This window comes from Amaricoccus sp. W119, assembly GCF_047275745.1.
GTDB lineage: Bacteria > Pseudomonadota > Alphaproteobacteria > Rhodobacterales > Rhodobacteraceae > Amaricoccus.
On record NZ_JBKQWU010000171.1, the window covers coordinates 1 to 1,372 of the forward strand.

The 1,372-nt window shown below is 65.4% G+C and carries 3 pseudogenes; 2 read left to right on the plus strand and 1 reads right to left on the minus strand.

The annotated features are described in order from the left end of the window. Nucleotides 1–101, plus strand: a pseudogene (locus tag ACLJK8_RS22735) (IS5/IS1182 family transposase); the annotation flags it as partial. Nucleotides 102–166: 65 nt separating this feature from the next. After that, nucleotides 167–1,260, plus strand: a pseudogene (locus tag ACLJK8_RS22740) (IS630 family transposase). A gap of 23 nt (nucleotides 1,261–1,283) precedes the next feature. On the opposite strand, the pseudogene ACLJK8_RS22745 reads toward ACLJK8_RS22740, so the two are convergent. Then, nucleotides 1,284–1,372, minus strand: a pseudogene (locus ACLJK8_RS22745) (IS5/IS1182 family transposase); the annotation flags it as partial.

The window sequence follows — 1,372 nt, forward strand, 5'->3', positions numbered from 1 at the left end:
AGCAGTTTCGAGGCATCGCCACACGCTACGACAAGGACCCGGAGAACTTCCTCGCCGCCGTCAAGCTCACAGCCGCGAGGATCTGGTGTCAGAGTTTATGAGTCGACGCCCTAGTCCTCCGGAACGATAGTTCGTATCATTGACCTCTGGTTCGGGGGATTATGAGATGGCGGGTCGGACGGCGGACGCGGTTGTGCTGAGCACTGAGGAGCGCGCCTTTCTCGAGGCGCAGGTGCGGCGGCGCAAGACGGCCCGGTCCCTCGCGGAGCGTTGCCGGATCATCCTGCTCTGCGCGGAAGGCCTTCCGAGCAAGGAGGTCGGCGCGCGGCTCGGAGCGCATGAGCACACCGTCGGCAAGTGGCGCAGGCGTTTCGTGAAGGATCGGATCGAAGGGCTGACCGACGAATACCGCCCGGGTCGGCCGCGCACCGTGTCGGATGCCCGGGTGGCCGAGGTGATCGAGCGAACGCTGAACGCCACGCCGAAGGACGCCACCCATTGGTCGATCCGTTCGATGGCCGCGGCGACGGGCCTGTCGCACACGACGATCCGCCGGATCTGGACCGCCTTCGGTCTCCAGCCGCGCCGGAGCGAGACTTTCAAGCTCTCCACCGACCCGCTGTTCGTCGACAAGGTGCGCGACATCGTCGGCCTCTAGATGTCACCGCCGAACCGGGCCATCGTTTTGTGCGTGGACAAAAATCCCGGATCCAGGCGCCGGATCAGGACCAGCCGGCGCCGCCGATGGCGCCGGGCGTCCCCGAGCGGAGAACGCATACCTACATCCGCCACGGCACGACGTCCTTGTTCGCCGCGCTCGACGTCGCGACGGGGGCGGTGATCGGCAAATGCTACAAGCGCCACCGGGCAGCCGAGTTTCTCGACTTCCTCAGGCGGGTCGACGCGGCCGTGCCGAACGGACCGGATGCGCACCTGGTGATGGACAACTGCGCCACCCACGAGACGCCGACGATCAAGGCCTGGCTCGCCCGCCGCCCGCGCTGGCATGTCCACTTCACGCCCACTTCGGCGAGCTGGATCAACCAGATCGAACGCTGGTTCGCGGAGCTGACCCGGAAGCGGCTCCGTCGCGGCGTCCACCGCTCAACCGCCGACCTCGAAGCTGACATCCTTGCCTTCACCGAGACCACAACGAGAACCCCAAACCCTTCCGATGGGTCAAATCCGCCGACGAAATCCTCACCGCCGTCAAGCGCTTCTGCCAGAGAACCCCAGAAAGCCCTATGCGGCGAACTTTAGATTCAGGTGCCTAGGGTCAGGACTCATAACCAGAAGATGACGGTCGCTGCGATGCGGATGGCACTCATGAATGTGTGGGCGCATCGGTCGTATCGAGTGGCGACGCGGCGCC